11 protein-coding genes are annotated in these 13,564 nt (G+C 39.8%); 6 read left to right on the top strand and 5 right to left on the bottom strand.

All coding sequences use genetic code 11. The annotated features are described in order from the left end of the window. The first annotated feature begins 65 nt into the window (after positions 1–65). From Q0874_RS16070 to Q0874_RS16055, 4 genes are read left to right on the top strand one after another with little or no spacing between them, the layout of a single operon-like run. On the top strand, positions 66–1,784 hold the full coding sequence (locus Q0874_RS16070; protein ID WP_299164537.1) for a GMC oxidoreductase: 1,719 nt from the start codon (positions 66–68) through the stop codon (positions 1,782–1,784). A gap of 3 nt (positions 1,785–1,787) precedes the next feature. Then, complete coding sequence (locus Q0874_RS16065) at positions 1,788–2,504, top strand: gluconate 2-dehydrogenase subunit 3 family protein (RefSeq protein WP_299164536.1); 717 nt, start codon at positions 1,788–1,790, stop codon at positions 2,502–2,504. A 15-nt stretch (positions 2,505–2,519) separates the two neighbouring features. Beyond that, on the top strand, positions 2,520–3,359 hold the full coding sequence (locus Q0874_RS16060) for a sugar phosphate isomerase/epimerase (RefSeq protein WP_299164535.1): 840 nt from the start codon (positions 2,520–2,522) through the stop codon (positions 3,357–3,359). Positions 3,360–3,391: 32 nt separating this feature from the next. Next, on the top strand, positions 3,392–4,984 hold the full coding sequence (locus Q0874_RS16055) for a sulfatase (RefSeq protein WP_299164534.1): 1,593 nt from the start codon (positions 3,392–3,394) through the stop codon (positions 4,982–4,984). A 3-nt stretch (positions 4,985–4,987) separates the two neighbouring features. Here the strand turns inward: Q0874_RS16055 and Q0874_RS16050 are convergent, their stop codons facing one another. The 4 genes from Q0874_RS16050 to Q0874_RS16035 are packed head-to-tail and all read right to left on the bottom strand — an operon-like array spanning position 4,988 to position 10,276. Continuing rightward, positions 4,988–6,751 carry an arylsulfatase gene (locus Q0874_RS16050; protein WP_299164533.1) on the bottom strand — a complete coding sequence of 588 codons (1,764 nt, stop codon included), beginning with the start codon at positions 6,749–6,751 and terminating at the stop codon, positions 4,988–4,990. 1 nt (position 6,752) lies between these two features. Continuing rightward, entirely contained in the window at positions 6,753–7,883 is a 1,131-nt protein-coding gene (locus Q0874_RS16045; RefSeq protein WP_299164532.1) for a glycoside hydrolase family 130 protein, read from the bottom strand. A gap of 22 nt (positions 7,884–7,905) precedes the next feature. Continuing rightward, positions 7,906–9,159, bottom strand: a complete 1,254-nt coding sequence (locus tag Q0874_RS16040) for an AGE family epimerase/isomerase (RefSeq protein WP_299164531.1) — start codon at positions 9,157–9,159, stop codon at positions 7,906–7,908. Beyond that, the gene (locus tag Q0874_RS16035; protein ID WP_299164530.1) at positions 9,137–10,276 is read right to left on the bottom strand and encodes a glycoside hydrolase family 26 protein; all 1,140 of its coding nucleotides are present in this window, start codon (positions 10,274–10,276) and stop codon (positions 9,137–9,139) included. Before Q0874_RS16035 ends, Q0874_RS16040 begins: the two co-directional genes overlap by 23 nt. 197 nt (positions 10,277–10,473) lie before the next feature. On the opposite strand from Q0874_RS16035, the gene Q0874_RS16030 reads away from it, so the two are divergent. Together Q0874_RS16030 and Q0874_RS16025 are read left to right on the top strand one after the other, a co-directional pair. Next, positions 10,474–11,208, top strand: coding sequence for a M15 family metallopeptidase (locus Q0874_RS16030; protein ID WP_299164529.1), 735 nt, complete (start codon positions 10,474–10,476; stop codon positions 11,206–11,208). A gap of 13 nt (positions 11,209–11,221) precedes the next feature. Further along, positions 11,222–12,166: an alpha/beta hydrolase gene (locus tag Q0874_RS16025; RefSeq protein WP_299164528.1), complete on the top strand. Its 945-nt coding sequence runs from the start codon at positions 11,222–11,224 to the stop codon at positions 12,164–12,166. A gap of 16 nt (positions 12,167–12,182) precedes the next feature. Here the strand turns inward: Q0874_RS16025 and Q0874_RS16020 are convergent, their stop codons facing one another. Continuing rightward, a complete protein-coding gene (locus Q0874_RS16020; RefSeq protein ID WP_299164527.1) occupies positions 12,183–13,559 on the bottom strand; it encodes a Gfo/Idh/MocA family oxidoreductase in 1,377 nt (458 codons plus the stop codon). Positions 13,560–13,564: the final 5 nt, after the last annotated feature.

Raw genomic sequence — 13,564 nt, 5'->3', positions numbered from 1 at the left:
TAAATAATGTAATTTATGCTTGCTATTAACTGATAATAAAGACCGTAATTAATTAAATAAAGCCTATGCAAATAAAAGAATCACCAACTATGTATGATGCAATAATAGTTGGTTCAGGTGCCGGTGGAGGCATGTCAGCCAAAGTCCTGGCAGACGCTGGTCTAAAAATTGCTGTTGTTGAAGCAGGACCTTTTTTTGATCCTGCAGATCCGGAGCAAATGACCCAGTTAAAATGGCCTTACGAATCACCGCGAAGAGGCGCAAATACTACCAGAGATTTTGGTGAATTTGATATGGCGTACGGTGGCTGGGAAATAGAAGGCGAACCTTACACGCGAAAAGAAGGCACGAAATTCGATTGGTACAGGTCGCATATGCTTGGGGGAAGAACCAACCACTGGGGAAGAATTTCACTGCGTTTTGGACCAAAAGATTTTAAGCATAAAGATATAGATGGCCTTGGTGACAATTGGCCAATTGGTTATGAAGATGTAAAACCATATTACGATAAGGTAGACAAACTTATTGGGGTCTTCGGCACCAATGAAGGACTTCCTAATGATCCGGATGGATTTTTTCTGCCACCACCAAAACCGAGACTGCATGAGCTTATGTATATTAAAGGTGCGCGTAAATCCAATATTCCGGTTATTCCTTCCAGAATGTCTATGCTTACGAAAAAAATAAACAACGATCGAGGGGTATGTTTTTACTGCGGCCAGTGTTCTCGTTCCTGCCAGGTATATGCTGATTTTTCTGCAGGTTCCTGTTTAATTTTTCCTGCTCAGAAAAGTGGAGGTCAGGTCGACCTCTATGTGAATTCTGTTGTACGGGAAGTAACAACGAATGAAGAGGGAAAAGCAACAGGGGTCTCATATATTAATAAGGACGATCGCAAAGAGTACCAGCTAAAGGCAAAAGTTGTAGTACTTGCAGCTTCTGCGTGCAGTTCGGCGCGAATTCTCCTGAATTCAAAAAGCAAACAGCATCCCAATGGGCTTGGAAACAGCAGTAATGTTGTTGGGAAGTATCTTCATGACTCTACGGGAAGCAGCCGGGCCGGATTTATCCCGGGTCTGATGAATCGGAAAGTATACAATGAAGATGGGGTAGGCGGTATGCATGTTTATACACCCTGGTGGCTTGATAATAAGAATTTAGATTTCCCCCGGGGTTATCATATTGAGGTCTGGGGTGGAATGCGGATGCCTAATTATGGCTTTGGATTTAACCCAAATGAGTTTAATAAATTTTTTAACCTACCCACGGGAGGTTACGGCGAAAGTTTACGCAAGGACGTAAAAAAATATTACGGCTCTGTCCTGGGTTTTGGAGGACGTGGAGAGGCGGTTGCAAGAGAGGATAACTATTGTGAAATAGATCCGACTACCGTCGATCAATTCGGAATTCCGGTACTTCGTTTCAATTATAATTGGTCAGATTTTGAAAGAAATCAGGCCAGGCATATGCAGTCCACATTTGAAGAACTTATCCACAATATGGGAGGAGAAGTTCTGGGTGATACACCGTCAAAAGAAGAGGATTATGGCCTTTTAGCTCCTGGTAGAATAATCCATGAGGTAGGAACCACGAGAATGGGCGATGACCCAAAAAAGTCGGTGGTAAATAAATTTCAACAGTTACATGATGTCAATAATGTTTTTATAACTGATGCTGGTCCGTTTGTTTCGCAGGGAGATAAAAACTGCACCTGGACCATTCTGGCCTTGTCCTGGCGCGCATCAGACTACATTGTAGAACAATTAAAACAGCAAAATATCTAAAAAATGGATAGAAGGAAGAGTATTAAATCAATCTTACTTGGAACCGTTGCCGGCGGTCTGGTTGTTCATGGTTGTAAACCTGAAGCAGCAAGTACTGAGGAAATTGCAGCAGTTAAATCAGGTGAAAATCACTTTGGGAGGACACCGGAAGAGAAAGAGCTTATTGAGAAATTAAATTCTGAACAATTTTTTAATGAGCATGAATTGGGTACCATTGCGATACTGAGTAATCTGATAATGCCCCCGAATGATAAATTTGGTGGGGCTACAGACGCCGGAGTTCCAGAATTCATTGAATTTATGGCTAAAGACGTTCCTAAATTACAGACAGATTTACGCGGAGGCCTAATGTGGCTCGATCATAAAAGTAATACTGATTTTGGTGCGGAATTTAAGTCGATTACTGAAGAGCAACAAAAACAAATACTGGATCTAATCGCTTTTTATGATTCCAAAATTCCCATGGATGAGCAACCACTGGAAATACAATTTTTCTCATTAATGCGAAACCTAACACTTACCGGATATTATACCTCTAAAATTGGTATTGAAGAGCTGGGCTATAAAGGGAATATGCCGAACGTTTGGGATGGTGTGCCTGAAGATGTACTGCAACAGCATGGGTTAGCTTATGATGAGGAATGGCTCGCTAAATGTGTGGATCAAAGTAAGCGAGGCGTAATTGCGGAATGGGATGATAATGGAAATTTATTGACGTAAATAAAATTTAATAACATGATGAAAAAAAATAATATTTTAATTCTGAGCGTGGCAATTTTATGTTGTCAGTTTAGTACTTATCAGATTGTTGCTCAGGAAGTAGGGTTACAGTTGTACAGCTTAAGAAATCAGTTTAAAACTGATGTTCAGGGAACCCTTAAACTGGTTAATGAATGGGGAATTACTAAAATAGAAGGTGGGGGTAGTTATGGACTTCCAATGGACGAGTATAAAAAATTACTCAAGGATAATAATCTGGATATGGTTAGTGTGGGTGCCGGTTATGAGGACCTGCAGAATGATATTGAGAAGGTCGTTCAAAATGCTAAAACATTTGGTGCCAAATATGTAATGTGCGCATGGATTCCACATGATGGAAATACCTTTGATATTGCCAAAACTAAAGAAGCTACCGAGGTTTTTAATAAAGCAGGGAAACGACTAAAAGAAGAGGGGATTACTCTGGCATATCACGCTCATGGTTATGAATTCAGGCCATATGAGGATGGCACTCTATTTGACTATATGGCAAAAAATGCCAATCATTTTGCTTTTGAGATGGATGTGTATTGGGTACATCATGGAGGAGGAGATCCACTTGCACTTTTGAATCGCTATCCTGATAAGGTTGTATTGCTACACCTTAAAGACATGGAGCATGGAGTAAAAGGCAACAATACAGGGCATGAAGATGTTGAGACCAACGTAGTACTGGGCACAGGACAGGTAGATATTGCTGGAATAGTGAAGCGATCCAAAGAGCTTGGTTTTGTGAAATATATGTTTATTGAAGATGAGTGTTCCAGGGTTGTAGAACAGGTACCTCAAAGTCTTAAATTTCTTAAAACCCTTTGAGAATAGTTATTAGATCAATCCTTTGGTGTTCTATGTTCTTTGCATTCGGGACTGGATGTAAAAATAATGAAATACAAAGTGAAGCCCAAATTAAGCCAAACATTATCTGGTTGGTCGCAGAGGATCAATCGCCCGATTTTTTTCCGATGTACGGTGATAGTACAATCGCTCTGCCTAATATTGAATCGCTTTCTTCGGATGGTGTAGTTTTTACAAATGCCTATACGCCTGTACCGGTTTGTGCCCCTACCAGAAGTGCCATTATAACAGGGATGTACCCAACTACATTAGGTACTCATAATATGCGCACTTATAATGCCTATTCTATGGAGAATCAGCCATCTATAGGGATTCCCAGTTATTCCCCTATAGTTCCGGACGGAGTTAAAATGTTTACAGAATACTTGAGAAAAGAAGGTTATTACTGCACTAATAACGCCAAAGAGGATTACAATTTTAAAGCCCCCGAATCTGGTTGGGATGAAAGCAGTTCAACTGCACATTGGAGGAACAGGCCTAAAGCCGCTCCTTTTTTTTCCGTTTTTAATTTTAATGTTTGTCATGAATCAGGTATCTGGAAACAAGGAGAAGAAGAATTATTCGTTTCACCAGATTCCATAACCGTTCCACCATATTTTCCTGATAATGATGTTATTCGCCATGATCTGGCGGTTAATTACTCCAACTTAAAACGTTTGGATGAACAATTGGGTGCAATTATTAATCAATTAAAGGAAGACGGCCTATATGAGAACAGTATTATTTTCTTTTATGGGGATCATGGGGGTCCCTTTCCAAGGCATAAACGCGCTTTGTATGATACGGGTATAAAACTGCCTTTGGTTATTAAATTTCAGGATAATTTAAAAAAAGGCAGTTACGATGACCAACTTTTAAGTTTTATAGATTTTGCCCCAACCCTTCTTTCCTGGGCGGGCATAAACCCTCCGAAGGTCATGCAGGGCAAGGCACGATTTGGAGTTTATAAAGACAGTACGGCAAGCAAGTATGTTTTCGCCACTTCAGACAGGTTTGACGAAATGTATGATAAATTACGCGCCGTTCGAACTAAGAGATTTAAGTATATCAGGAATTACAATACCGATATATCAAATGCAATGGCGGTTAAATACCGGGAACAAATGCCTATGATGCAAAATATGATGTCTTTGCAGGCTTCCGGAAAATTGGACTCTCTTGCTTCTTTATGGTTCAGAAGACCCAAACCAGAGGAGGAATTATACGATACGCAAAATGATCCTTATGAATTAGTGAATCTTTCAGACCAAACACAATGGCAGGATACTTTGGTTCATCTGAGAACGGTTTTAAACACCTGGATCAAAGAAACCAATGATTTGGGCAGATATCCAGAAAAAGATTTGATGGAAATGTGGTGTCCAAATGGAGAACCACCTAAATTAGAACCACTTCAAATGGTTGAAAAAGGGGAAAAAATTAATCTGATTTCAAAAAAATCAGATGCTACCATTATATGGAAACAACCCGGGGATGTCAGCTGGCATATTTTTTCTCAACCTTTAGACAAGAAAGTTTCATTTATTGCAAAGGCTGTTCGGATTGGTTATACGGATAGTGATGACTTGTTTTATACTATAGATTAAAATCTAATTCAACTTATTAAAAAGCAGCAATCGAAAATCTATAACCTCTTCACCAATTATTTCCGATGCCCGAAGGGTAAGTTGCCCTTTACCTTTTTTTAATTTCATTATTCCCATGGAAACAGGTTTAAAATCTTTTATATAGGATTCAATTCGGGGAATCCGGTCATTTTCCATACCGCTGAGTGGCGTATCATGATATTCAGTAATCTTTTTACTAAGACTATCGGAATCTAATTCAAGCAGGATGGTAGATCCAACATTTTTTTTAGTACAGGTATAATACAGAATAACTTCATAGTCACCATCTGACAAAACCTCTACATCCCAGGTGATGGAATCGCCAAGATTCTTCCAATTTGTAAAAAAGGAACAATTTGGATATTTGTTGCTTCGTTTAATTCCACCATGAGCAATTCCGTCACGTGCAGGGAGTTGGGTAGTTATAAATTTTGAATGCCCCATGGTAAATGGCCTTATTGCCTTAGAAGCAACAGGCACTTCTTTTTGCCAATTCTCTTTTGCGTTTAAGTGAGAGATATACACCTCGGGGTAATCTTTGGCCACATCGCGTGTCTGGCCTAAATCTGATGGAATATGGTAAAGCCGGTTTTCATCATCCAATCGAAATTCCTGTGATCTCACGCTGGTTTTATCATTCCATTGGTTATAAATAAATCGGGATTCCCAGGAAGGATTTTCTTCAAAAATCAGGGGCTCCGTATTAAGTCCATCCAGGGGTTTTTGAGTTTTTACCTCAATACCGGCTAAACCGGCCAAAGTAGGTAGGATATCAATAGCGCTTGTTATCTGAGTTATGTTTTTGGAAGTTGGGATGGTGTTTTTCCAACTGATAAACAAAGGACTACGCACACCACCTTCGTCTACAGAACCTTTTTTACCGCGCATTCCGGCATTCCAACGCCATCCGTTGGGACCATTGTCTGAGAGGTATACGATAATGGTATTTTCCTCTAAATTTAATTCCTGGAGTTTATTTATTATCCTGCCAACATTATCATCAATATTCTCCACCATGGCAAGTGCGGCCCTTGTAAAGTTGGGATCCTCAATAATGGTATCCCGGTGTTTTTCAGTTAATACCTTATCCTTGAATTTATTCCAATACTTGTCTGGAACCTGCATTGGGCTATGAGGTGTGTTATAGGGAACATAAAGTAAAAAGGGCTTTTCCTTATTCTTAATTATAAATTCCAGGGCTCTATTGGTGAGATCATCTGCCAAAAACCCTTTTCCTTTTACCAGTTTGCCGTTATGCTCTATGAGCGGATCAAAATAATTACCCCAATGCCCGGAAGCAAAACCATAAAAGTCATCAAATCCTCGTGAATTAGGATGGTAAGGGGGTTGCATGCCACTGTGCCATTTGCCATAGGCTGCTGTTTGGTAACCTGCCTTTTTAAATACCTCAGCAATTGTGGTTTCGTCCAGATTCAGCCTTTCACCGCCGGCAGAAGTGCCATAAACTCCAAGTCTTTGAAATTGCCTGCCGCATAGTATCTCGGCCCTGGTAGGAGAACAAACAGGCTGAACATAGAAATTTTCAAAAGAAACACCATTTTGGGCCAGCGCATCAATATTAGGCGTGCTGAGATTGCTGTTGCCGCTTATACTTAGATCGCCCCATCCCTGGTCATCTGCTATAATTAAAACAATATTTGGCCGTTTTACTGTTGTTCCACCTTCCTCTTTAGTATCACACCCCAGGAATAATAGAAGTAACAGGAAACTTATATTCAAATTCATTTTAATCCGATTTCACAGCCAATCCTACCATACTGTCAGCCGTACCATAATAAAGAAACCATTTATTTTTATAAAAGACCAAACCTTCAATAAAAGTGGTCCCCGCCTTGTACTGCCCGCTGGTTTCATGCGGTAGACTCGGGCATATAAACGGCTCCTCAAGTCTTTTGATAAACCGGGATGGATCTTTAACATCAAATAATACCTGACCTCCGCAATAAGTGCCCTCAGCTACTTTATTACTGGAGCCTTCTCCACTTAGATTTTTGCCATTGTAAAGCAAAAGTATTCCATGTTCCGTATAAAGCGCAGGAGGTCCGGGTTCGGTTAAATGACTGTCAAATTCACCAATAGAAGGAGTAAAAACATGCAATAGTTCACCTTCTTTATCCAAATAAGGCTCCCAATCGATACCGTCCTCAGATTGTGCTAAATTGACAAATAACTCTCCCCAATACATTAAAAATTTACCATTTACTTTTTTAGCGATTAGCCGTCCATTTTTTAACTCTGTTACTACTGATCCGGATTTACTCCAGATATTATTAAATTTCCCTTTTTGAAAACTTTCAAAAACCGGCCCATGCTTGGTCCAATTCTTAAGGTCTTTTGATGTAGCACTTGACAATCTGGCCACATCTTTGTTCCAGCTCGTATACATCATTAGGTAAGTCCCGTCGGGCATTTCAACTACTCTTGGATCTTCGATGCCCCCGGGGTAATCCCACTTCTGAAATTCATCTTCTTTTGGATATAAAACCGGTTCGGGGTATTTGCTGAAATTTATTCCGTCTGTGCTGTATGCAAGACCAATGCGTGAGGTTCTTCCTCCCAAAATGGCTTCAGGGTTATCCTCGGCCCTAAAGAGCATAAAAACAGTGTCATTCCGCACCACGGCCGCGGGGTTAAATACATCGGCTTTTTGCCATTGTACATCCTCTTTTGTTACGGGGTCCATGAAAACATAACTGGAATCTGCTGTCATAATAGGATTTATATCCGTTTTTTCGAAGCCAAGCATCCATATATCTGCCTCACTAACCGTTGCCTTAGGTTTTTCTTTATTATTCTCCTTACAGGAGATAGCCGTTAAAGAACAAAAAATTAGCAATAATAGGATACTTGTTTTCATTTGTTTAAATTATTTGTTGTTTTTAGTTCAATCCGGGTTGTTTCAATAGCCTTGCAATTTCCATGCAAGCCCTGCTGTTGTGGTAGGGACATTTCCAGGGACCAACCTTATTTTCATTCTCATAAGGTACACCTTCTTTATTAACCCTAAAAAACCATTCCCCATTTGTTTTGTCTATAATTGTTTGTTCAATAAAAGTCCAGATGCCACTGGCAATATCAAGGTATTTATTTATTCCCGTTATATTCCACACATACAATAAACCAACAATGGCCTCGGCCTGTGGCCACCAGTGTTTATCCGTGTCTACTTGCTTAGTGTGCAAATCCATGTTGTTATAAACTCCATAATCACAATCCAGGGCATTCTTTAAGAAAGAATCGGCTATGGAAACTGCTATGGATTCTGTAGATATAATTAACTCTTTATTGCCCAATTCACGAGCGGCATTAATCAATAACCAGGCGGCTTCAATATCGTGCCCGAAAGATGCTTCGGTAGACAAAGAGTTCCAGTCGCTGCTAAAAAATAATTTAAAGTGGCCATCTTTCGTCAAGAATTTGTCTAAAACCAAATAGATTAAATTCTCGAGGGCGCTGCCTACTTTTTCATTCCTGCTTACTTCGAATAAGGTAGTGTAGGCCTCAAGAATATGCAAATGGGTATTCATCGTCTTACTGGCATTGAGATCCTTTTCACTGAGTCTCATATCCTCTATGGGCTCCCAATCGCGTGTAAAGCATTCAATATACCCCCCTGAATTATGGTCCAGAGCTATTCTCTCTAATTGATAAAAAATTTCAAATGCCCAGTCCAGTGCATTTTGGTCCCGGGAATATTTATAGTATTCAGCAAGGGAATAAATGGTAAAAGCCTGGGCGTAAGTTTGTTTTCTTGTTATTGATGGGAAGCCTTTGTAATCCACCATCCAATACACCCCGCCATATTCCTCATCTTTAAATTTGTCTTTTAAATAAGAAAAAGCCCGGCCACAAATCTCCAGATATTGGTTATTGCCATAAAAATTTCCTGCTGCTGAAAAAGACCAAAGAATCCGTGTATTAAGTATAATTCCTTTATGAGCTTTTGGGATAAGCCTGTTAAAATGATCGCGCCTTCCATAAAAGCCACTGAAGGAATTATCGACTGTATTTAATTGCCAAAAGCTTAGAATATTTGCAAGTTCCTGTACTGATTGCTTTATAAATTTGTCATGACTTATATCTCGCTTCTCGGCTGGTTTTTTGTCTTTGCTACCTGATTTTTTTAACATCATTCAGAAATAAGACATGTGATAAATTTTTATATAAAATAAAATCTGATGCACTGGCTTGTCCGGGATATGGAGCAAAATAGTGGTTTGGCCACGCATTTCTCCAAAATAAAGCCCAGGAAATCCCGCTTTTGGCTATATGCCGATCTAGAACCTCGGTCCACCAGTTGGCAATTGGGATTTCATTTAAGCCAGCCTCTGAAAGAACATACGGTTTGTTTTTATCGGTCGCTATTTTTTGTAACAGACCAATATCGTTTTTAAGGGCCTCAATAAACTCTTCAGAGCTGCCGTGTTGATAGATGTCAATTCCCAATATGTCTACATATAAATCACCTGGATAATATTTAAGATAATCCTCTTTTTTTTCTAAGGTATTAGGGGAGTAGGCATAAAGCATATTGTGAACGCTATATTCCTTGGTAAGAATATCAAAGGTTTCTCTCCAAAGACTAATATATTCTTCCGGGCTGCAATTGCCTTTACCCCACCAGAACCAGTCACCATTCATTTCATGAAATGGCCTGAAAACGACAGGAATGCTATTGCCTGATTCATCTTTAAGCTCGTTCATAAAGTTCGCCAGTTTAGAGAGCCATTCCTTGTATTCATTGTGTAAATTTCCTCCTTTAAGGATTTCAGTAACCGCAGCGGTAGTATCCCAGGCACTTTTTTTTGATACCGGATTATCAGGATGCCAGCTTAAGGTGACGATTCCTCTCATCTTATGAGCTCTTTGGATGAGCTTTTGCATTAGTTTAAAATCTACGGTATCAAGATTTATTGAATGTCCCAATTCTATATGCCCTAATTCAAAGCCGTAAACTGCGGGATACGCTCCGGAGACATCATGAACATCACTTCTTTTTATACTACCATCGTTTTTCCAGCCCATACCATAAGCCGTGGCATCCTGGTGTCCAAATGCATAACCGACTTTGGCAATCTCTTTAATTCTGTTGTATAAGTATTCAGTTTGTCTGCTTCCCATTTTGTCAGCCAGAGTAGCTTCCTGTTTCATTAAGGTAGTTGTCGATTTACAGGACTGCAGGAGAACCAATAAAAGAATAATTTTAATCCAATATGTAATGTTTTTACGCATGGGTGTGTATTCATCCATAAAGTTCCTCAAAAATTAATAGAATCTCTAACTAAATTGAATCATTATTCGATCTGATTTTTATCTCATGCAGTCCACATCAGACATTATAATTTGAATCTGGGAAAATTTTTGAAAAAAATACTTTAGAATAGAAATGAGTTATTAGAAGTACATGTGTTTTTAATTTTCTCTAACTTCGTAATTAAACTATTCAATTGCCGAAATCACTTTTGAAAACCATCACATTTTTTTGTTTTATTATCCTCTTTACCGCGTGCAAAGAAAAATCGGTAAAAGAGAAGGTATTAGATACCGAATCAGATTCAGTTATTGTTTTGGACGCACAAACACAATCAAGAATTGCTCCCAGGGAAGACGCGCTCAAATCTTTAGTTGACATAGCTGATACTACTTTCGTGCGTTTAGCCGACTATAGCAGTGACTTTGAATATGATCTTAGATATGCCACAGAAAACAATTTTTTAAAAGCCAAAGTTTACAACTGTGCAGAATGCTATACGCGAGTAAAGACCGCAAAGGCCTTAATTAAGGCAAACAATGATTTTATAAAGCAGGGATACAAAATTAAGTTTTATGATTGCTACCGGCCTAATTCTGTGCAGTATAAAATGTGGGAGATTGTCCCGAACCCGCAGTATGTGGCGAATCCTGTTAAGGGTTCCATCCATAATAAAGGGGGTGCCGTAGATATTACCCTGGAAACATTAAGCGGAGATGAATTGGATATGGGCACCGATTTTGATTTCTTTGGTAAAAAGGCATATCACGATAATACCGATTTACCTAAGGAAATCCTGAAAAACAGAAAGGTCTTAAAGGAAACTATGGAAAAATACGGATTTTGGTCAGTAAGGACGGAGTGGTGGCATTACAACCTCTCCAGTGCTTCCAATGACCGCATTGCAGATTTTAAATGGGAATGTAATTAGACAAATTTCAGAGATGGCTAAACCAAAGAAAAACAGTCAAAAGATTAGGATAATATATGCTTTTTTAATTTCATTTATGCTTATGCATTGTGCTTATCCCCAGGACACCATTTTGCCTCTTTGGCCTGCAGATGCTGTTCCCAACCGAATTGAATCTGATGAAGTCGAGATACTCGAAAAAGGTGCTATTCAAAGGATAAGTTATGTGCAATATCCCCAAATAGAGGTGTATTTACCATCTGAAGCCAATAGTACGGGTAAGGCAATGTTAATTTTCCCGGGAGGGGGGTACCATATTCTTGCTTATGACTGGGAGGGTAGTGATATTGCCAAATTTTTGAATTCAAAAGGAATTGCAGGAATAGTGGTAAAGTATAGGTTACCTATTTCAAAATCCTTGGAAAATAACCAGTTTGTTCCTTTGCAGGATGCACAAAGGGCCATGAGGCTTACACGGTATATGGCAAAAAACTGGAATATTGATGATAACAAGATAGGCATTATTGGATTTTCTGCTGGCGGGCATCTTGCATCTACGCTTGGGACTCATTTTGATGATGAGGTATATAAGTATGTAGACGGTGCCGATTTATTAAGTGCCCGACCCGATTATATGGCATTGGTTTATCCCGTGATATCCTTTTCTGATTCTTTAGTCCATAGCGGATCAAAAAAGGCCCTATTGGGTGATGAGCCGGATAATGAAAGTATTAGGTACTTTTCAAATGAACTTCAGGTTTCAGAGAATACGCCTCCAACAATTCTTTTCCATGCAGCAGATGATAAAGCTGTGCCGCCTCAGAACAGTCTGTTATTTTTTCGGGCTCTAAACCAAAAAGGAGTGCCGGCAGAACTTCATATTTATCCGGAAGGAGGGCATGGCTTCTCATTAGCCACGAAGCACCAAAGTCTTAGCAGGTGGACTCAGCATCTGTACGAATGGACGCTCCAATTTTAATATAACCGAATTTCAATCAAATAAACTGGTTCGGATGGGGATGTTCGTATGGACTGCGATAAGGTCTTTGCAATAATTTTGTCGCTTCTAAATCATTAACTACCACAAAATTTTTAGGGTCATAGATCAAAGGTCTTTTAACTTCCATAGACATATTTGCAAGAATACAACTGGCTGTTGAAATGTGACCGTCCAAAATATCTGCAACCGGTTTTGTTCCTTTATCTATAGCCGCCAGAAAATCGAGCATATGCAACCTCGTGGCCGGAGCCGCATTAAGTTCTATGTCCTTTTCCGTTAAATCTTCGGGATATTTCTCTTTTTCGTATACTACATCCATGTGTATTGGTTTACCATCCCCGTATGGAACAAAATCGTACTTCATAGTACTCCCGGAAAGTGTTCCCTTTTCACCAAATAATTTAAATGACCAGGGGTATTCCGGGTCATCTGGCGTCCCCCAACTTCTGTGCTGCCAGATGCAGTTGAGATCATCATATTCAAAAATAGCCGATTGTGTATCTGCAATATTGGATTTACCGTCCTTTTGAACATAGATACCTCCGGTAGAACTTATGCGGTTGGGCCAATCCAGGTCCAGCATCCATCTAACCGTATCCAGCATATGAACACACATATCACCCATTATTCCATTACCATATTCCATAAAAGTCCGCCACCATCTTTTGTGCGGCAAGCCATCATATGGTCTAAGCGGGGCGGGCCCTGTCCACATTTCATAATCCAGAAAATCCGGGACTTCCTGAACGGGAGGATTTCCATTGGCACGCATATGGAAATAACAACACATCTCAACATGAGAAATTTTTCCAAGCATCCCGGTGTCTACAATATTTTTTTTGGCGTGTATTAAGTGGGGAGTGCTTTTGCGCTGCGTCCCCACTTGCACAACTCTATTATACTTTCGTGCGGCAGCTACCATGGCTTCCCCTTCAATTACATCAACACTAATAGGTTTTTGAACATAAACGTGAGCCCCCGCCTTCAGGGCATCAATGCATTGGAGTGCATGCCAATGGTCCGGGGAGCCTATCAATACAATTTCAAGACCCTCTTTTGCCAGCATTTCCCGATAATCCGAATATTTTTTAGGTTTTTTACCTGATCTCTGACGCTGGGCCACGAGATTGGCCGTGTTCTCAACAAAATTGCTGTCTACATCACATATAGCTATAACTTCTACATTAGCCACCTGTATGAGCTTGAAAAGATCGCTGCTGCCGTACCAACCGGCACCAATAAGTCCTACTCGCCAGGGCTTATCTCTGTACATAAGTTCAAATCCATATGTTCCGAATGAAGATAATACGGCCGCTGCTGTAGCACCTTTAAGAAAATTTCTCCTGTTAATGTTGAATGTTTTGGGTTCCATGTATT

Source organism: uncultured Eudoraea sp. (assembly GCF_947490415.1).
Classification (GTDB): domain Bacteria; phylum Bacteroidota; class Bacteroidia; order Flavobacteriales; family Flavobacteriaceae; genus Eudoraea.
This window is presented reverse-complemented; position numbering and strand designations above follow the sequence as displayed.

Coding starts and splice junctions, on each gene's coding strand:
- Q0874_RS16070 (WP_299164537.1), top strand. CDS start 66: ATGCAAATAAAAGAATCACCAACTATGTATGATGCAATAATAGTTGGT.
- Q0874_RS16065 (WP_299164536.1), top strand. CDS start 1,788: ATGGATAGAAGGAAGAGTATTAAATCAATCTTACTTGGAACCGTTGCC.
- Q0874_RS16060 (WP_299164535.1), top strand. CDS start 2,520: ATGATGAAAAAAAATAATATTTTAATTCTGAGCGTGGCAATTTTATGT.
- Q0874_RS16055 (WP_299164534.1), top strand. CDS start 3,392: ATGTTCTTTGCATTCGGGACTGGATGTAAAAATAATGAAATACAAAGT.
- Q0874_RS16050 (WP_299164533.1), bottom strand. CDS start 6,751: ATGAATTTGAATATAAGTTTCCTGTTACTTCTATTATTCCTGGGGTGT.
- Q0874_RS16045 (WP_299164532.1), bottom strand. CDS start 7,883: ATGAAAACAAGTATCCTATTATTGCTAATTTTTTGTTCTTTAACGGCT.
- Q0874_RS16040 (WP_299164531.1), bottom strand. CDS start 9,159: ATGATGTTAAAAAAATCAGGTAGCAAAGACAAAAAACCAGCCGAGAAG.
- Q0874_RS16035 (WP_299164530.1), bottom strand. CDS start 10,276: ATGGATGAATACACACCCATGCGTAAAAACATTACATATTGGATTAAA.
- Q0874_RS16025 (WP_299164528.1), top strand. CDS start 11,222: ATGGCTAAACCAAAGAAAAACAGTCAAAAGATTAGGATAATATATGCT.
- Q0874_RS16020 (WP_299164527.1), bottom strand. CDS start 13,559: ATGGAACCCAAAACATTCAACATTAACAGGAGAAATTTTCTTAAAGGT.